Source organism: Aquabacter albus (assembly GCF_040049275.1).
GTDB lineage: Bacteria > Pseudomonadota > Alphaproteobacteria > Rhizobiales > Xanthobacteraceae > Aquabacter.
Genome location: NZ_JBDZDT010000009.1, coordinates 183,112 through 199,890 on the forward strand (window position 1 = coordinate 183,112; position 16,779 = coordinate 199,890).

13 protein-coding genes and 1 other RNA gene are annotated in these 16,779 nt (G+C 67.3%); 7 read left to right on the forward strand and 7 right to left on the reverse strand.

The annotated features are described in order from the left end of the window. Positions 1–14 precede the first annotated feature (14 nt). The 5 genes from ligA to ffs all read right to left on the reverse strand — a co-directional run bounded on the left by ligA (position 15) and on the right by ffs (position 5,187). Positions 15–2,192: an NAD-dependent DNA ligase LigA gene (gene ligA / locus ABLE91_RS23065; RefSeq protein ID WP_348934676.1), complete on the reverse strand. Its 2,178-nt coding sequence runs from the start codon at positions 2,190–2,192 to the stop codon at positions 15–17. A 173-nt stretch (positions 2,193–2,365) separates the two neighbouring features. Beyond that, positions 2,366–2,686, reverse strand: coding sequence for a YbaB/EbfC family nucleoid-associated protein (locus ABLE91_RS23070; RefSeq protein ID WP_348934679.1), 321 nt, complete (start codon positions 2,684–2,686; stop codon positions 2,366–2,368). A gap of 12 nt (positions 2,687–2,698) precedes the next feature. Then, entirely contained in the window at positions 2,699–4,486 is a 1,788-nt protein-coding gene (locus tag ABLE91_RS23075; protein ID WP_348934681.1) for a DNA polymerase III subunit gamma/tau, read from the reverse strand. A 326-nt stretch (positions 4,487–4,812) separates the two neighbouring features. Next, complete coding sequence (locus ABLE91_RS23080; protein WP_348934683.1) at positions 4,813–5,034, reverse strand: hypothetical protein; 222 nt, start codon at positions 5,032–5,034, stop codon at positions 4,813–4,815. Between the two features lie 54 nt (positions 5,035–5,088). Beyond that, an RNA gene (gene ffs, locus ABLE91_RS23085) (signal recognition particle sRNA small type) lies at positions 5,089–5,187 on the reverse strand. Between the two features lie 158 nt (positions 5,188–5,345). On the opposite strand from ffs, the gene ABLE91_RS23090 reads away from it, so the two are divergent. The 4 genes from ABLE91_RS23090 to ABLE91_RS23105 all read left to right on the forward strand — a co-directional run bounded on the left by ABLE91_RS23090 (position 5,346) and on the right by ABLE91_RS23105 (position 10,150). Further along, the gene (locus ABLE91_RS23090) at positions 5,346–6,803 is read left to right on the forward strand and encodes a metal-dependent hydrolase family protein (RefSeq protein WP_348934685.1); all 1,458 of its coding nucleotides are present in this window, start codon (positions 5,346–5,348) and stop codon (positions 6,801–6,803) included. Next, positions 6,800–7,228 carry an HIT domain-containing protein gene (locus ABLE91_RS23095; protein WP_348934688.1) on the forward strand — a complete coding sequence of 143 codons (429 nt, stop codon included), beginning with the start codon at positions 6,800–6,802 and terminating at the stop codon, positions 7,226–7,228. Before ABLE91_RS23090 ends, ABLE91_RS23095 begins: the two co-directional genes overlap by 4 nt. Before the next feature lie 80 nt (positions 7,229–7,308). After that, the gene (gene nudC, locus ABLE91_RS23100) at positions 7,309–8,238 is read left to right on the forward strand and encodes an NAD(+) diphosphatase (protein WP_348934690.1); all 930 of its coding nucleotides are present in this window, start codon (positions 7,309–7,311) and stop codon (positions 8,236–8,238) included. Positions 8,239–8,338: 100 nt separating this feature from the next. Further along, complete coding sequence (locus tag ABLE91_RS23105; protein WP_348934693.1) at positions 8,339–10,150, forward strand: uracil-xanthine permease family protein; 1,812 nt, start codon at positions 8,339–8,341, stop codon at positions 10,148–10,150. A gap of 30 nt (positions 10,151–10,180) precedes the next feature. On the opposite strand, the gene ABLE91_RS23110 is transcribed toward ABLE91_RS23105, so the two are convergent. Together ABLE91_RS23110 and ABLE91_RS23115 are read right to left on the reverse strand one after the other, a co-directional pair. Beyond that, entirely contained in the window at positions 10,181–10,723 is a 543-nt protein-coding gene (locus ABLE91_RS23110; RefSeq protein WP_348934695.1) for a hypothetical protein, read from the reverse strand. Between the two features lie 117 nt (positions 10,724–10,840). Then, positions 10,841–11,689, reverse strand: coding sequence for a prephenate dehydratase (locus ABLE91_RS23115; RefSeq protein WP_348934697.1), 849 nt, complete (start codon positions 11,687–11,689; stop codon positions 10,841–10,843). Between the two features lie 278 nt (positions 11,690–11,967). Between ABLE91_RS23115 and ABLE91_RS23120 the strand changes: the two genes are divergently transcribed. The 3 genes from ABLE91_RS23120 to ABLE91_RS23130 all read left to right on the forward strand — a co-directional run bounded on the left by ABLE91_RS23120 (position 11,968) and on the right by ABLE91_RS23130 (position 16,775). After that, complete coding sequence (locus tag ABLE91_RS23120) at positions 11,968–12,597, forward strand: c-type cytochrome (protein ID WP_348934699.1); 630 nt, start codon at positions 11,968–11,970, stop codon at positions 12,595–12,597. Positions 12,598–13,038: 441 nt separating this feature from the next. Further along, entirely contained in the window at positions 13,039–14,889 is a 1,851-nt protein-coding gene (locus ABLE91_RS23125; protein WP_348934701.1) for an extracellular solute-binding protein, read from the forward strand. Continuing rightward, positions 14,886–16,775, forward strand: a complete 1,890-nt coding sequence (locus ABLE91_RS23130; RefSeq protein ID WP_348934703.1) for an extracellular solute-binding protein — start codon at positions 14,886–14,888, stop codon at positions 16,773–16,775. Before ABLE91_RS23125 ends, ABLE91_RS23130 begins: the two co-directional genes overlap by 4 nt. Positions 16,776–16,779: the final 4 nt, after the last annotated feature.

The following is a 16,779-nucleotide window of genomic DNA, read 5'->3' on the forward strand; positions in this document are numbered from 1 at the left end:
GTGCCGCTCCCCTGTCAGGATACCAGTTCGAACCACTCGTCCTCGGTGATCACCTGGACGTTGAGCGAACGCGCCTTTTCCAGCTTGGAGCCGGCTCCGGGCCCCGCGACCACGATGTCGGTCTTGGCGGAGACCGAGCCCGCCACCTTGGCCCCCAGCCGCTCCGCCATGGCTTTCGCCTCATCGCGGGTCATCTTCTCGAGGGACCCAGTGAACACCACCGTCTTGCCGGAGACCGGGGAGCCCGAAGCGACAGCTTCAAGCGGCTGCGGTTCCACTTCCTTCAAGAGAGCCGCAAGGGCGTCGCGATTGTGCGGCTCATCGAAGAAGTCCACCACCGCTTCCGCCACCACTGCGCCGATGCCCTCGATATTGATCATCTCAGCCCAGGCATCGTTCGCTACCACGTCCTCCTTGGGCATCTGGGCCGCCACCGCCGCATCCCGCAGCGCTTCCATGGAGCCGTAATGGCGCGCGAGCCGGCGGGCATTGGTCTCGCCCACATGGCGGATGCCGAGGGCAAAGACGAAGCGGTCCAGGGCAATTTTTCGCCGGCTTTCGATCGCCGCGAACAGATTGGTGACGGAGGTCTTCCCCCATCCGTCCCGGTTCTCGATGCGCTGGAGCGAGGCGGCATTGCGGGCCTCCAAGGTGAAGATGTCGGCCGGCTCTTTCACCAGCCCCCATTCATAGAAGGCATGCACCTGCTTCTCGCCCAGCCCCTCGATATCGAAGGCGTTGCGCGATACGAAATGGCGCAGGCGCTCCACCGCCTGGGCGGGGCAGATGAGGCCGCCGGTGCAGCGGCGCACCGCGTCCTGCTTGCCGGTCTTGGGGTCCACCTCGCGCACCGCATGGCTGCCGCAGGCCGGACAGACATCGGGGAAATGATAGGGCTGGGCGGAGGCGGGGCGCTTCTCCAGCACCACGGAAACCACCTGGGGAATCACGTCGCCGGCGCGCTGCACCACCACCGTGTCGCCGACGCGGATATCGACCCCATCGCGGATCGGCTGACCATCGCCGCCGATGCCCCGGATATAGTCCTCATTGTGGAGCGTGGCGTTGGAGACCACCACGCCGCCCACATTCACCGGCGCGAGCTTCGCCACCGGGGTCAAGGCGCCCGTGCGGCCCACCTGGATGTCGATCTCATTCAGGACGGTGACCGCCTGCTCGGCGGGGAATTTATGGGCGAGCGCCCAGCGGGGCGAGCGGGAGACGAAGCCGAGCCGGCGCTGGAGGTCGAGCCGGTCCACCTTGTAGACCACGCCGTCTATGTCATAGCCGAGCTTCGCCCGCTCCCCCCCGATATGCCGGTAATGGGCCAGCAGCCCCGCCGCATCATGGGCGAGGATGGTGAGCGGGTTGGTGGGCAGGCCCCAGCGGGCGAACGCCTGCACCACGCCGTGCTGCGTGTCCGCCGGCAGCGCCGATGCCTCGCCCCAGGCATAGGCGAAGAAGCGCAATGGCCGGCTGGCGGTGATGGCGGAATCGAGCTGGCGCAGCGATCCCGCCGCCGCGTTGCGGGGATTGGCGAATATCTGCTTGCCGGCTTCGGCCTGCCGGGCGTTGAGGGCGATGAAATCCTCCGCATCCATATAGACTTCGCCGCGCACGTCGATGACGTCGGGCACGTCCTGGCCGGCCAGTTTCTGGGGGATCTCGCCGATGGTGCGGACATTGGCGGTGACGTCCTCGCCCACCGCCCCATCGCCGCGGGTGGCGGCGCTGACGAGCCGGCCCTTCTCATAGCGCAGCGAGCAGGAGAGGCCGTCGATCTTGGGTTCGGCGGTGAAGGCCACCTCGCCGTCGCCGAGGTTCAGGAACCGCTTCACCCGCGCCACGAACTCCTCCACCTCCTCGTCGGAAAAGGCGTTGGCCAGCGAGAGCATGGGCACGGAATGGGTGATCTTGGCGAATTTCGAGGAGACCTGGACGCCCACCTTCTCGGAGAGGCTGTCCTCGGTCTTCAGCTCGGGAAACCGCGCCTCGATATCCTCGTAGCGGCGGCGCAGACGGTCATATTCCGCATCGGTGACGAGGGGCGCATCGTCCTCATAATAGCGCCGGTCGTGGCCGGCGATCTCGTCGGTCAGCGCCGCCAGTTCGTTGGCCGCGTCCTCGCGCGCCAGCGCCTCCACGGGAATGGAGCGGAGGGGGGACGGGGCGGAAGGGGTCGACGCGCTCATAGGCGATGTTTTCGCCCAGGGCCTATCCACATTCAAGCGGGGTGGGGAACGCCCCTAGCACCCTTGCAATCGTCATCCCCGGGCTTGACCCGAGGATCTTGACCGGGTGTGGACCCAACGGAGGGAGATGCCCGGGTCAAGCCCGGGCATGACGGCCCAGAGAGGGAGACCGCTCAGAACAGCTTCATCCCCGGAGGCAGAGGCAGGCCGCCTGTGAGGGCGGACATCTTCTCCTGCATGATCCGCTCGGCCTTCGCCTTGGCGTCCGACAAAGCCGCCACCAGAAGGTCTTCCAGGATCTCGCCCTCGTCGGGTTTCAGGAGGCTCGGGTCGATGCGCACCGCCTTCGGATCGCCCTTGGCGGTGACGCGCACGGTGACGAGGCCGCCGCCGGAAGCGCCTTCCACCTCGACGCCATCCAGCTCCGCCTGCATCTGCTGCATGCGCTCCTGAAGCTCCTTGGCCTGCTTCATCATGCCCATCAGGTCGCGCATCACACCTCTCCGTCAGTATTCCAGCTCGTCGTCGGGACCGGGACCCATATAAGTGTCCTCCTCCATGGGCGCGAGCCCGAGGTCGGGGGCTTCCTCGCGGGTGCGCACGTCGACGATCTGCGCATTGGGGAATTTGGCGAGCACCGCGGCCACGAGGGGGTCGGCGCGGATGCCGTCCTCCCGCTCCGCCTTGGCCGCCGCCGCCGTCTCCGCCAGCGTCGCCGCGCCCTCGGCCCGCGAGGTGACGGAGACCATCCAGCGCTTGCCGGTCCAGTCCTGAAGCTTGCGCGAAAGGTCCTGGACCAGATTGGGACTGCCGCCGGGGGCGAGCGCGAACTCGATCTGGCCGTCCTCGAAGCGCACGACGCGCACATAGGTCTCGAGCGCGTGCTTCATCAGCAGGTCGCGCTTGGTGCCCACGAGCGCCACCAGATCCTCGAACTTGGCAAGGCGCGGCCCCTGCGGCTCGGGCTGGGCCACGGCGCGCACGGGGGCGGGCTCGGCGCGGGTCGCCACCGCAAGCCGTGCCCCGCCGCCGCCATTGGTGGGCGCGGGCATGGGGGCGGGCGAGGGAGTGTCCTGCACATCCTTCAGCTTGCGCAGCGCCTCGTCGGGCGAAGGCAGGTCGGTCGCATAGGCGATGCGCACCAGCACCATCTCCGCCGCCTGGGCCGGCTTGGCGGATTGCTGGGCCTCCTGGATGCCCTTCAGCAGCATCTGCCAGACGCGCGAGAGGTCGCGGATGAGGAGTTTCGCCGCCATGTCCGAGCCGCGCTCCCGCTCGGCCTGCACCAGAGAGGCGTCGGAGGCGGTCTCGGGCACCAGCTTGAAGCAGGTGAGGAGATGCGTGAATTCGGCAAGGTCGGTGAGGATCACTGCCGGGTCCGCGCCCGAATCATACTGGTCGCGGAACTCGCGGATGGCGCTCTGGGTGTCGCCTGACATCAGCGCTTCGAACAGATCGATGACGCGCGCCCGGTCGGCGAGGCCCAGGAGTCGGCGCACCTCCTCCGCCCCCACCTTGCCGCCGCCATGGGCAATGGCCTGGTCCAGGAGGGAGAGCGAATCGCGCACCGAGCCCTCGGCCGCGCGGGCGATGGTGGAGAGCGCTTCCGCCTCGATCTCCACGCCTTCCTTCGCGCAGATGCCGGAGAGGTGGGTGGCCAAAACGCCCGAATCCACCCGCCTCAGGTCGAAGCGCTGGCAGCGGGAGAGCACCGTGACCGGCACTTTCCGGATCTCGGTGGTGGCGAACACGAATTTCACGTGCTCCGGCGGCTCCTCCAGGGTCTTCAGCAGGCCGTTGAACGCCGCCGTGGAGAGCATGTGCACTTCGTCAATGATGTAGACCTTGTAGCGCGCCATGGCCGGGCGGTAGCGCGACCCCTCGATGATCTCGCGGATGTCATTGATGGAGGTGTTGGACGCGGCGTCCATCTCCATCACGTCCACGTGGCGCGATTCGATGATGTCGCGGCAGTGCCTGCCGAGCACGGAGAGGTCCAAAGTCGGCCCGCCGCCGCCCTCCATGGGCTCGTAATTGAGCGCGCGGGCGAGGATGCGCGCGGTGGTTGTCTTCCCCACACCCCGCACGCCGGTGAGGATGTAAGCCTGGGCGATGCGGCCGGAGGCGAAGGCGTTGGAGAGGGTGCGGACCATGGCCTCCTGGCCGATCAGGTCCGCGAACGTCGAAGGCCGGTATTTGCGTGCCAGCACGCGATAGGGCGCCGCTGCCGCCACCGGCTGGGGCGGGGTGCCGAGGTCGAAACCAGGGGTGTCTTCGGGCGTGTCGGCGCTCATGGGCCTTTCATAGCATTCCCGAAGGGGCGTGCAGCGATTTTTGCTGCGCGCTCGCGTCGCTCCAGGCCGAAACTCCTCTTCTCCAAACGGGTGCTGCGATGCTCGACCAAGAACACGGACAGGGCAGGTTTGCCCCCTCTCCCCGAGGGGGAGAGGGCTGGGGTGAGGGGGAACCACTCTCTCAATTCCTGAAGCGCCGGAGCCCCCTCACCCGGCTGCGGTGCAGCCGACCTCTCCCCCTCGGGGAGAGGTGAAAACACTCAGCCATCCGATCCTTGGATTCGTATCGCAATGCTTCCCCTAGCGAGAAGGGGGCGTGGGCCGGCTCACTTCGGCTTGAAGAGTTCCGCCCCACGGACGCGCACGCAGACATAGCGGCGATAGCCGTCCTTGAACTGCTGCAGCGCCTCGCCATCGAGCTTTGCCGGGATCGAGGCCGAGATGCCAGCCTTGCAGGCATCCTCATTGGCGAACACGCCCGCCTGCGTAATCACATGGGTCTCCGGGCCGGACAGCACCTGAAGCAGGATCACGGCAATGGCCCACATGGACGCCTCCGGGCGTTTGCGCGCCCTTAAGCTCAGGGCTTCGGCTGGCAAGAAGGTGGGAGGCTGGTCAGAGACCCGAGACCGGGCTCGTTGGGGCTGCTTCCTTCCGGACCTGACCCGGTTGGCGAGTGGCTCGTCCACCGCCAACCTCCCGGGGTCTATATCGGGGGTCTCGGTGCAAATGGCAAGCGGGCGGCGCGATGGCGCTCTTCGCCGCCCCCTGGAGCGGGTTGAACACGCCGCAACGGAAGCTCCGCCGTTTTGACCCTGAGCCCCCGAAGCGATACATCTGTGCCGCCTGGAGGTGGCCCATGTTTTCCTGCACATCGGGTAACGACACTGCTCCCACCGGTCACACAGGCTGCCTGTGCCACAGGCCGGAAATTCAGTCCCTCACGCGCCGGATCAACACCGACCTTTCAAGGCGGGGCTTCGTCGCCGGCATGGCCGCCACCATGGCGTCGCTGGGCCTGCCCGCAGTTGCACGCCCGGTGTCCACCGGCCCGGCGCGCCCAGTCTTGTTCACGAATTTCCTGCTGTTCGACGGAACACGCGCCACCTTGCGCCAGGGCCTCAGCCTGCTGGTGGAGGGCAACGTCATCAAGGCCCTTGCCGCCGGCAATCCGGCGCCGCCCGATGGCGCGCAGGTGATCGATTGCAAGGGCCAGGTGATCATGCCGGGCCTGATCGACGCCCACTGGCACGCCATCTTCGCGGCCTTGCCGCTTCAGAGCCTGATGACCGCGGATGTCGGCTACATCTCCCTCGCCGCCAGCGCCGAGGCCGAGCGCACGCTGATGCGGGGTTTCACCACCATCCGGGATCTCGGCGGGCCGACCTTTGCATTGAAGCAGGCCATCGATGAGGGCCTCGTCTCGGGCCCCCGCATCTATCCCTCTGGCGCCATGATCACCACCACCGGTGGCCACGGCGACCTGCGCGCGTTGTCCGATTTGCCGCGGCAGCCCGGTGGCCCCTTGAGCGCCGTGGAGCAGTCCGGCGCCGCCATGATCGCCGACAGCGTGGGCGAGGTCCGGATGCGCGTGCGCGAGCAGCTCCTGCAGGGCGCCTCGCAGATCAAGATCGTGGGCGGCGGCGGCGTTTCCTCCCCGCGCAGCCCGCTCGACATGTCCACCTTCAGCGAGCCCGAACTGCGCGCGGCGGTGGACGTGGCGCGGGACTGGAACACCATCGTGACAGTGCACGCTTATGCGTCGCCGACGGTCCAGCGGGCGATCAGCGCTGGCGCCCAATGCATCGAGCACGCCCATCTCATGGACGACGCGACGGCCAGGATGATGGCGGACCGGGGCACGTGGCTCTCCATCCAGCCGTTCCTCAGCGCCGACGATACGGTTCCGCTGACCGGCCCGAGCCGCGAGAAGATGCTTGAGGTCTTCGCCGGCACGGACACCGCATACAAGTTGGCGCGGAAGTACAATATCAAGACCGCATTCGGATCCGATTTGCTGTTCTCGGCGGCATTGGCGCCCCGCCAGGGAACCATGCTGACCCATCTGGCCCGGTGGTACAGCAATTTCGAGATCCTCAAGATGGCCACCGCCGACAATGCCGAGCTGCTCGGCCTGTCCGGCCCGCGCAATCCCTATCCCGGAAAGCTGGGGGTCATCGAGGAGGGCGCGCTTGCGGACTTGCTGGTGGTGAAGGGCAACCCCCTCGAGCGCATCGAGCTTGTGGCAAACCCGGACGCGAACTTTACCGTCATCATGAAGGACGGCAGGATCCACAAGAACGAGCTCACTCAATGAGCATGCCGCCCCGCGCAACCTTCGCCCTCGATCCCCGCCTCGCCGCCGATGGCCCCGCCCTCGGCGACCTCAAGCTGTGCCATGTGCGGCTGGTGGATGACGCCCGCTTCTTCTGGCTCGTGCTGGTTCCCCGCCGGGACAACCTCGTCGAAATCATCGACCTGCCGGCGGAAGACCGCGCCGTGCTTATGGAGGAGATCGCCGCCGCCTCCGCCGCGCTCAAGGCGGTCAGCGGCTGCGCCAAGCTGAATGTGGCGGCGCTGGGGAACATGGTGTCCCAGCTTCATGTGCACATTGTCGGCCGCACGCCGGGCGATGCCGCTTGGCCGGGCCCGATGTTCGGCGTCGGCACGCGGGAGCCGCTGGGGGATGCGCTGGAGACGCGGGTGGCGCAGATGCGCGGCGCGCTGGGGCTCGCCTCCTAGGAACGTTTCCAACCCGCTTGCCTCCCCCTTAAGCCCGTGCCACCGTCCGCCACCTTCATTCACCGCCTCAGGCGCCTCCCATGACCACCATCGCTCTTCCCGATCTCGGCGCCTGGCCGGCCCTTGGCTATATAGGCAACCCGCTCGACCGTGCCGCCCACCGCCGGGGCGAGGCGGAGGCGCTGTTCGAGCAGCGGGATGCGCGCACCTATCTTCTGGGCGGCGAACTGGTGGCCGCCCGCAAGATCGGCGAGTGGCTGGAGCCGCTGTTCGAGCCGGCCCATGCCCGTGACCTCGGCGCCGGAAGCCCGCTTTTCCTCGGCTTTTCCGATGGCGCGCCGCGCTTTGCCGCGCGGTTCGATGCCGGACGGCGCGAGGAACTGGAGGCCGGCGGCCTGTTCGTTTCCGACCTGCGCTCCATCGCCACCGGCGGCCTCCTGCCACCCGAGCACCTCGCCGCCATCGCCTGCGGCAAGGCGCTGAACGCCTGGCACGGCCGCCACCGCTTCTGCTCCAATTGCGGCAATGAGAGCAATGTCATCGAGGGCGGCTGGCGGCGCGACTGCCCCTCCTGCGGGGCGCAGCATTTCCCGCGCACCGACCCGGTGGTGATCATGCTGACCGCCATGGGCGACCGCTGCCTCCTCGGCCGGCAGGCCCATTTCGCCCCCGGCATGTGGTCCGCGCTGGCCGGCTTCGTGGAGCCGGGCGAGACGGCGGAGGACGCGGTGCGGCGCGAGATTCTGGAGGAATCCGGCCTCCTGGTGGGGCGGGTCTCCTACCACGCCTCCCAGCCCTGGCCCTTTCCCATGTCGCTGATGATCGGCTGCCTCGCGGAAGCGCTCACCGACGAGATCGTGGTGGACAAGAGCGAGCTGGAGGACGCCCGCTGGTTCACCCGCGAGGAGGCCACGCTGATGCTCACGCGCACCCATCCCCAGGGACTCTTCACGCCGCCCCCCATCGCCATCGCCCATCACCTGATCCGCGCCTTTGTGACAGCCGGCTGAGGCTTCGCCGCGGAAGCGGGCTGGATTCGCGCGCGGTTTCCGCCAAAATTGCCGAATCGGCTGTCTGCCGCCGCAGGTGTGCCCGGCGCGGGAGAGGAATTTGGACGACCGCACCGGACCCAAGGCCCAACGCAAGAAGGCGTCGCTCCAGCGCAGGCTGGCCGGAAAGGTGCGGCGCCTCATCGCGCTGCCACCCGGCCCGATCCGGCACCGGCGCCGACCGCCCGACCTCATCTATGGCCTTGAAGACAAGGTCCCGCCCTCCGCATTGATCCCGCTGGCGGCCCAGCACGCCATGCTGGCGCTGACCTATCTGCTCTATCCCCTGGTGGCGACGGCCGAGGCGGGCCTCGACGAGAACCAGACCCAGGCCATCCTCACCGCCTGCGCCATGTGCATCGGCCTCACCACCATCATCCAGTGCGCGCGCACAAGGTTCGGCAGCGGCTATCTCGGCGTCCACGTGCCCTCGCCCGGCGCCATCCCGCTCGCGGTCCAGTCCCTCAGCCTCGGCGGGCCGGCGCTCATGGCCGCGAACCTCATCGTCACCGGGCTTTGCCAGCTCCTGGTCGCGCGCGTGGTGCGCCCCCTGCGCGTGCTGCTGCCGCCCGAGGTCTGCGGCGTGGCGGTCTCCATGCTGGGGGTCTCGCTCGCCGCCCCTGCCTTGCGGCGTGCGCTCGGCATGGAGGGCGCCCATGTCATCGTCGATCACGGGGCGCTGGCGGTCTCGGCCCTCACCCTGGCCATCATTGTCTGCGTCACCATCTTCGCTCCGCGCCGGCTGAAGCTGTTCGCGGTGCTGGCGGGGGCTGCCACGGGCTGGATCGCGGCCGTGGTGGGCGGCGTCGACCAGACCAATTTCTCCGACATTCTCGGCCGCGTCGACACGGTGGCGCTGCCAACCCTGACCTTGCCCGGCTTCCACCTGGAGCCGAGCCTGTTTCCCCTCATGGGCCTGCTGGTGCTCATGGGGATGGTGGACGTGCTGAGCACCACGCTGTCGCTGGAGAAGATGAATGACGCCGACTGGCGCCGCGCCGACATGGCGGCGGCCAGCCGGGCGGTGACGGCCACCGGCATCGGCAACATCCTCAACGGCCTCACCACCGGCTTCCAGTCCAGCCTCTCCTCTTCCGCCGTGGGCCTTGCCTTCGCCACCGGCGCCACCGCGCGGGTGATCGGCATCGCCGCCGGCGCGCTGATGTTCGCCACCGCCTTCTTCCCCAAAGCCATCGTGGCGCTGACGCTGATCCCCTCCCCTGTTATCGGCGGCATCCTGCTCTATACCGCCGCCTATCTGCTGGTGGCGGGCATGGACCTCATCCTGTCGCGGCGCCTCAGCGAGCGGCGGGTGTTCCTGGTGGGGCTCTCCATGCTGGCGGGTCTCTCGGTGGCGCTGCTGCCGCTGCACGAGCAGTTGCCCCTCTGGGCGCAGCCCTTGTTCTCCACCCCGCTGACGGTTGCGGCCTGCTTCGCCATCGCGCTGAATCTTCTGTTCCGCATCGGCATCGCGCGCGAAAGCGCGTTCGTGGTGCCGGCGGGCTCCAACGCCTTCCTCGCGGTGCAGGAGTTCCTGGAGCACCAGGGCGGCCTTTGGGGCGCGCGGCGCGACGTGGTGGCGGCGGCGATCCCCGTCGCGGCGCAGGCGCTGGAAGTGCTTCAGGACACGGAGATCGCCACAGGTCTGGTGGAGCTGCGGGCGCGCTTCAACGAGACCCAGCTCGACGTCTTCCTCCTCTATGACGGGGAGGTCATGGAGGCGCCCAAGGAGCGCCCCTCGCCGGAGGCGCTGCTCGGGGATGCCAAGGAGGTAGCGGCGTTCGCCGCCTACATGCTCACCCGCCTTGGGGACAAGGTCACGTTCGGGCGCCTGGGGGAGCGGGCGCGCATCACGCTGCGGTTCGACCATTAGACCCGGCGCGGCCGCCTCTCGGCGGGACGCCTATTGCGCGAAATCGCTGTCCGCGAGGGGTTTTCCATCGACGAAGCCGAAGGCCGTCGCGCGGAACTGGTAGACCCACTGCTTCTGATATTTGCTCTCGCAAGCCTCAACGTCTTTCGCAGACTTGCAGAGCTTTTCCGGGACCTCATAGTGGAGGTCGTAAATGACGACCTTCGGGCCCTTGAAGAAACCGAACGTTCCGCCATTGGGCCCATCGGCCGCCGCCGGCAATGCCTGCTCCCAATCCTTGAAATAGGGCTCGCTGAGCGTGTCGAAATAGAAGGCGCGGGGCATGCCCGTCTTCGTGCCCGTAAGCTCGCAGCCGGTGCCCGAAACCTTGAGCCTTTCGAGAACCTGGGACGGGTTCCCCGTCATGGAAACCGAGACGGTCATGCCGGCCAGCCGCTTGGACAGGACCTTCGCAAGCGCGTCGCATTCGGTCTGGGGAAGCGGCGCCACTTCGCGCGGGGCGGCAGCGGCGGTGCCCGCGGCAAAAAGTGCGAGCGATGCCGAAATCAGCGAAAGCGCGAGGAAATTGCGCATCGAATGCTCCAAATATTCAAACGGCGATGAAAAGACGCCACGCCGCTCAAAGGTGGAGAAGCGGCGTGAAAGCATGGTGACACACGCAAGTGGAGAGAAGGGCGCGGGCCCCGGCGCTCACTCCTCCGACAGTCCCAGCCGGTAGGCGTGCGCCGGATAGACCCCGAGGATGCGCAGCTCACGGGAGAAGAAGGCCAGTTCCTCCAGGGCGAATTTCAGGCCTCTGTCGTCCGGGTGGCCGTCCACGTCGGCATAGAATTGGGTGGCCGTGAAGGCCCCGTCCATCTGGTAGGATTCCAGCTTGGTCATGTTGACGCCATTGGTGGCGAACCCGCCCAATGCCTTGTAGAGCGCGGCCGGCACGTTGCGCACGCGGAACACGAAGGACGTCACCACCGGCCCGTTGCCGGCGGGCGCCCAGTCGCCTTCCTTGGCCAGGATGACGAAGCGCGTGGTGTTGTGGGCCTCGTCCTCGATGTTCTCGGCCAGGATGTCGAGCCCGTAGAGCTCGGCCGCAAGGCGCGAAGCGATGGCGGCGCGGGTGATGTCGCCGGCATCCGCGATCTCCCGCGCCGAGCCCGCCGTATCGGCGCCGATCACCGCCGTCAGGCCGAGCGTGCGCATGGCCTTGCGGCACTGGCCGAGCGCCATCACGTGGCTCTGGGCGCTTTTGATGGTGGCAAGGCTCGCCCCCTTCACCGCCATGAGCTGGTGCGACAAAGGCAGGAAGAATTCGCCGATGATTGAGACGTTCGCGCGTGGCAGCAGGTGGTGGATGTCGGCGACGCGCCCGGCCACCGAATTCTCGATGGGAATCATGGCAAGGTCCGCGGTGCCGCCTTCCACGGCGGCGAAGCAGTCCTCGAACGTGGCGCAGGGCACTGCCTCATGGTCCGGATAGGTCTCGCGGCAGGCAATGTGCGAATTGGCGCCCGGCTCGCCCTGGAACACGATGCGGCGGCTCATCTTTTCTCGTCCTTCTGATTCTGCGAGCGCATATCCACCCTCGCGGCGCCGATGTCCATAAGCCGGGTGCTCTGCGACCGCTCGCCGCGTCCGCCATGCGGCGCAGGTTCTTTTGTGGAAGTGCTCCAATGCGTGGCATTGGGGCGCGCCCCGCACGGGTTGCGCGGCGTTTGGCAAAATGATTAGTGTCCGACCGGCCGTGCTCGTCGCGGCGCGCCGGCGCTGCCTTTGCGCGCTGTTCTGGGTGGAAAATTGGGGCTCCGAGGAGCGAAGCGCCGATGGACAGTTTCGAATTGAATAAAATAGCGGGCGCGGTGCTTGGCACCCTGACGCTCACGCTCGGCCTCGGTATCTTCTCCGAAATCCTCTTCACCCCCTCGGCGCCGGCCAAGCCTGGCTATGACATCGCCGTGCCGGAGGGCCCCTCCGAGGCGCAGGCCCCGACCGCCGCGCCGAGCGTTCCCATCGAGGAGCTGTTCGCCAAGGCGTCGGTGGAGAAGGGCGCCAACGTCGCCAAGCGCTGCGGCTCCTGCCACAACTTCCAGGAAGGTGCGGGCGCCAAGGTCGGCCCCGACCTCTATGGCGTGGTGGACCGCCCTGTCGCCAGCGTGGCCGGATTCGCCTATTCCGCGGCCATGAAGGCCCATGGCGGCGACTGGACCCCCCAGGCCCTCAACACCTTCCTCACCAATCCCAAGGCCGCCGTTCCCGGCACGGCCATGGCATTCGCGGGCATCCCGAAGGAAGTGGAGCGGGCAGACCTGATCGCCTACCTCAATTCCCTCGCGCACAATCCCAAGCCCCTGCCGACGGCCACCGCCGCGGCTCCGGCTGCCGCCCCCGCCGGCGGCGACGCAAAGCCCCCCACGGGCGATGCCGGCCAGTCGACGGCGCCGGCCGCCAAGTGAGGCTTTCGAAGCTCTGACGTTGAAAGGCCGGTCCGAAGGGACCGGCCTTTTTCGTTTGGCTTGGCGACCGAAGGGCTTGTCCTGGCCAAGTGAGCGCGCAGCGCGAACGCAGAGCCGGGACCCAGCGCGAAACTCCGGCGAAGCCGTCACCCGCGACCAGCGCCTGAGCATTTCCGCCGCGCGGCATCGGAAATGGCGTGAAGCGCCTTCGGCGGTCTCTTGCGCTGGGTCCCGGCTCTCCTTCCACTGCGCTTTGCTCCGTTGCAGTCGGCCAGGACAAGGGCGGCGCGCTCCGGGGCGGCATCCGCGCGCGCATTACCAAGATTTCACCTGATTTTGCTCGCCTTGCGCCCCGCACGCCTTTTTTCTGCCGTCGCGTCAGGGGTGATTATCGTCTATGGCGCTGTTGACCCACCCGCGCCGCCGATCCGGAGCCTCCCGATGCGTTTGAAGGTCCGCAGCCTCGCTTTTGCCCTGGCCGTCCTCGCCAGTGCGGCGCCGGCATCCGCGCAGCCGGCCGAGGCGCCGTTCCGGGCTGCCGCGTCCCTGCTGGGCGAGCCGAAATATCCGCCGGACTTCAAGCATTTCGACTATGTGAACCCGAACGCCCCCAAGGGCGGGCTGGTGCGCTTCTCCGAGACCGGGACGTTTGACAGCTTCAACGCCATCATCCCGCGCGGCGCCGTCTCGGCCGGCATCGGCCTCATCTACGACACGCTCACCACCCAGTCGCGCGACGAGGTGGCCACCGCCTACGGCCTGATCGCCGAGGGCCTGTCCTTTCCGCCGGACTTCTCCTCCGTCACCTACCGCCTGCGCCCCGAGGCCAAATGGCATGACGGCAAGCCCATCACGCCCGACGACGTGGTGTGGTCGTTCGACGTGATCACCAAGAACAATCCCGGCCAGGCCTTCTATTATCGCCACGTGAAGGACGTGCAGAAGACCGGCGAGCGGGATGTCACCTTCACCTTCGACCAGGGCGGCAACCGCGAATTGCCCCAGATCGTCGGCGAGATGATGGTGCTGCCGAAGCACTATTGGACCGGGACCGACGGGGCCGGCAAGGCGCGCGACATCACGCAAGGCACCCTCGAGCCGCCGCTTGGCTCGGGCGCCTACAAGATCAAGTCCTTCGTGCCCGGCCGCACCATTTCCTACGAGCGGGTGAAGGATTATTGGGGCAAGGACCTGCCCGTGAACGTGGGCTCGAACAATTTCGACGAGATCCGCTACGAATATTACCGCGACGACACGGTGGAGCTGGAGGCGTTCAAGGCCGACCAGTACGATTTCCGCACCGAGGTCTCCGCGAAGAACTGGGCCACCGCCTACGATTTCCCCGCCAAGAATGACGGCAAGGTGGTGCTGGAGACCTTCGAGAACCGCTCCTCCGGCATCATGCAGGCCTTCATCCCCAACCTGCGCCGGGCGAAGTTCCAGGACCAGCGGGTGCGCCGCGCGCTCAATTACGCCCTCGACTTCGAGGGCATGAACCACACCTTGTTCTTCGACCAGTACAGCCGCATCGACAGCTATTTCTCGGGCACCGAGCTCGCCTCCTCTGGCACGCCGAAGGGGCTTGAGCTGGAGATCCTGAACACGGTGAAGGACAAGGTGCCGGCGGACCTGTTCACCAAGACCTACACCAACCCGGTGAGCAAGACCGAGGAGGAGCGCCGCGCCAATTTGCGCGCCGCGTTCGACCTGCTGAAGCAGGCCGGCTTCCAGGTGAAGGGCAAGCAGCTCGTCGACACGAAGGGCGAGCCCTTCACCATCGAGATCCTGATCAACAGCCCCTCCTTCGAGCGGGTCGCGCTGTTCTACAAGCCGGGCCTTGAGCGGCTGGGCATCCAGGTCAGCGTGCGCATGGTGGATTCCTCGCAATATATCAACCGCGTGCGCGCCCGGGACTTCGACATGATCGTCTCCGGCTGGGGCCAGTCGCTCTCGCCGGGCAACGAGCAGCGCGATTATTGGGGCTCGGACAGCGCCAAGCGCGACGGCTCGCGCAATTATGCCGGCATCTCCAACCCCGCCGTGGATGCGCTGATCGACAAGGTCATCTACGCCAAGAACCGCGACGAGCTGGTGGCCACCACCCATGCGCTCGACCGGGTGCTGCTGTGGAACGACTATGTCATCCCCGCCTGGACGCTGCGCTATACCCGCACCGCCCGCTGGGACCGCTTCGCGCGCCCCGAAAACCTGCCGAAATACAGCTTCGAATTCCCCACCATCTGGTGGTGGGACCAGGCCAAGGCCGCCAAGATCGGGAATATCCCTCAATGAGCGACGGCGCCGGGACCCGCGGACCCAGCCGCCGCGCCCTTCTGCGCCTCGCCGTGGGCGCCGGCGCCCTGGTGGCGGCCCGGCCCGGCTTCGCCCAAGGCGCGGCTGCGGCCGGCGCGCCGCAGGATGCGGAACGCCACGGCCTCTCCGCCTTCGGCGAGCTGAAATATCCCGCGGACTTCAAGCAGTTCGCCTATGTGAACCCGGATGCGCCCAAGGGCGGCGCCTATTCGCTGATCGGCCCCACCGCCGCCTATAACCAGTCCTTCCAGACCTTCAACTCGCTCAACGGCTACATCCTGCGCGGCGATGGCGCGCAGGGCGTGGCGCTCATCTTCGACAGCCTGATGGCACGGGCGACCGACGAGCCGGATGCGCTCTACGGGCTGGTCGCGGCGGGCGTGACCATTTCGGAGGGCGGCCAGCTCTACCGCTATCGCCTCAGGCCGGAAGCGCGCTTCCATGACGGCACGCCGCTGACCGCGGACGACGTGGCCTTCTCCCTCAACACGCTGAAGGCCGAAGGCCACCCGCTGATCCGCCAGGCGCTGCGGGAATTCACCGGCGCCGAGGCGGACGGGCCTGGCACGGTGCTGGTGCGCTTCACCGCCCAGCGCCCCCGCGACGTGCCGCTCTATGCGGCGAGCCTGCCCATCTTCTCCAAGGCCTATTATTCCACCCGCAAATTCGAAGAGACCACCATGGAGCCGCCGCTCGGCTCCGGCCCCTACAAGATCGGCCGGTTCGAGAGCGGGCGCTTCATCGAATATGGCCGGGTGCCCGACTATTGGGCCGTGAACCTGCCGGTGAACCGCGGCCGGTTCAATTTCGACACCATCCGCTACGAATATTTCCGCGACCGGGACGTGGGCTTCGAGGCGTTCAAGGCCCACGCCTACCTCTTCCGCGAGGAGTTCACCTCCCGCGCCTGGGCCACGGGATACGATTTCCCGGCCATCAAGGACGGCCGGGTGAAGCGCGATGTCCTCCCCGACCACACCCCTTCAGGTGCGCAGGGGTGGTTTTTCAACACACGCCGGCCGAAATTCTTCGACCGCACCGTGCGCGAGGCGCTCTCGCTGGCCTTCGATTTCGAATGGACCAACAAGAACCTCATGTACGGCCAGTACGACCGGACCGTCTCCTTCTTCCAGAATTCCGATCTGATGGCGGTGGGAAAGCCCTCGCCCGCCGAGGAGAAGCTGCTCGCCCCCTATCGCGAGCGGCTTCCCGAGGAGGTGTTCGGCGAGCCCTACGTGCCGCCCGCCACCGACGGCTCGGGTCAGGACCGCACCCTTCTGCGCCGCGCCGCCGCGTTGCTGAAGGAGGCGGGCTATCAGGTGAAGCAGGGGCGGCTGGTGGACGCCAAGGACCAGCCGCTCACCATCGAGTTCCTGGACGATGACGGAAGCCTGGAGCGCCATACCGCGCGCCTGATCGGGAATCTCAAGGTGCTCGGCATCGATGCGTCGTTCCGCATCATCGATCCCCCGCAATACCAGTCGCGGTTGAAGGATTTCGATTTCGACGTCGTGGTGCGGCGCTATTCCGTCTCGCTCAATCCGGGCGAGGAACTGCGGGCCTATTTCGGCAGCGAGGCAGCCCGCACGCGCGGCTCCAACAATCTGTCCGGCATCTCCGACAGCGCCGTGGACGGGCTTATCAATGCAGCGCTGGCCGCGCAGACGCGGGCGGATCTGGTCACAGCCTGCCGGGCGCTCGACCGGGTGCTGCGCTCCGGGCGCTACTGGATTCCCCAATGGTACAAGGCATCCCGCTGGATCGCCTATTGGGACGTCTACGACCGGCCGGGAACACCGCCCAGATACGATACCGGCGTCCTCGACACCTGGTGGACCCGCCCTCAATCCTCAAAGGGCGGTTGACGCG

What these genes read in the sequence shown, in the direction of transcription:
- ABLE91_RS23070 (WP_348934679.1), bottom strand. Translation starts at nt 2,686, where the DNA reads ATGCGCGACCTGATGGGCATGATGAAGCAGGCCAAGGAGCTTCAGGAG.
- nudC (WP_348934690.1), top strand. Translation starts at nt 7,309, where the DNA reads ATGACCACCATCGCTCTTCCCGATCTCGGCGCCTGGCCGGCCCTTGGC.
- ABLE91_RS23130 (WP_348934703.1), top strand. Translation starts at nt 14,886, where the DNA reads ATGAGCGACGGCGCCGGGACCCGCGGACCCAGCCGCCGCGCCCTTCTG.
- ABLE91_RS23095 (WP_348934688.1), top strand. Translation starts at nt 6,800, where the DNA reads ATGAGCATGCCGCCCCGCGCAACCTTCGCCCTCGATCCCCGCCTCGCC.
- ABLE91_RS23080 (WP_348934683.1), bottom strand. Translation starts at nt 5,034, where the DNA reads ATGTGGGCCATTGCCGTGATCCTGCTTCAGGTGCTGTCCGGCCCGGAG.
- ABLE91_RS23125 (WP_348934701.1), top strand. Translation starts at nt 13,039, where the DNA reads ATGCGTTTGAAGGTCCGCAGCCTCGCTTTTGCCCTGGCCGTCCTCGCC.
- ABLE91_RS23110 (WP_348934695.1), bottom strand. Translation starts at nt 10,723, where the DNA reads ATGCGCAATTTCCTCGCGCTTTCGCTGATTTCGGCATCGCTCGCACTT.
- ligA (WP_348934676.1), bottom strand. Translation starts at nt 2,192, where the DNA reads ATGAGCGCGTCGACCCCTTCCGCCCCGTCCCCCCTCCGCTCCATTCCC.
- ABLE91_RS23115 (WP_348934697.1), bottom strand. Translation starts at nt 11,689, where the DNA reads ATGAGCCGCCGCATCGTGTTCCAGGGCGAGCCGGGCGCCAATTCGCAC.
- ABLE91_RS23090 (WP_348934685.1), top strand. Translation starts at nt 5,346, where the DNA reads ATGTTTTCCTGCACATCGGGTAACGACACTGCTCCCACCGGTCACACA.
- ABLE91_RS23120 (WP_348934699.1), top strand. Translation starts at nt 11,968, where the DNA reads ATGGACAGTTTCGAATTGAATAAAATAGCGGGCGCGGTGCTTGGCACC.
- ABLE91_RS23075 (WP_348934681.1), bottom strand. Translation starts at nt 4,486, where the DNA reads ATGAGCGCCGACACGCCCGAAGACACCCCTGGTTTCGACCTCGGCACC.